Here is a 301-nt window from a genome sequence, read left to right on the forward strand (position 1 = left end):
CAGCTACACGGTGCACTCAGCGATGATTTGTTAAATCAGGCGTATGAAGTCAAGTTGCTGGAGAGCGGTGCTTTACAGTGGCATACCATGGAAAATGGTAAAAAAGTGATTTACGATACAGAGCCGCGCGTTGATATGGGTGACCACGTTTGGCTGACCATCATGTCATGGCTGCCAATCGATTGGCTGCTATAGATTATAGGTTCCTTTTAACCAAATTTATAGCGTACTGAATGTCTGTCACTTATTTTAAGAGTCAGTGGCTCATTAGCCTTCGTATTCAAAAAGCCTTATTTTCATT

1 protein-coding gene is annotated in these 301 nt (G+C 42.2%); it reads left to right on the forward strand.

Features of this window, described 5'->3' with window-relative positions:
* Positions 1 to 195, forward strand: a 195-nt coding sequence (locus AAEZ03_RS26695) for a phospholipase D-like domain-containing protein (RefSeq protein ID WP_350582799.1), incomplete at its 5' end; no start/stop codon positions are given.
* Positions 196 to 301: the final 106 nt, after the last annotated feature.

The sequence above is a fragment of the Pseudomonas sp. HY2-MNA-CIBAN-0224 genome, assembly GCF_040310285.1.
Classification (GTDB): Bacteria; Pseudomonadota; Gammaproteobacteria; order Pseudomonadales; family Pseudomonadaceae; genus Aquipseudomonas; species Aquipseudomonas helleri.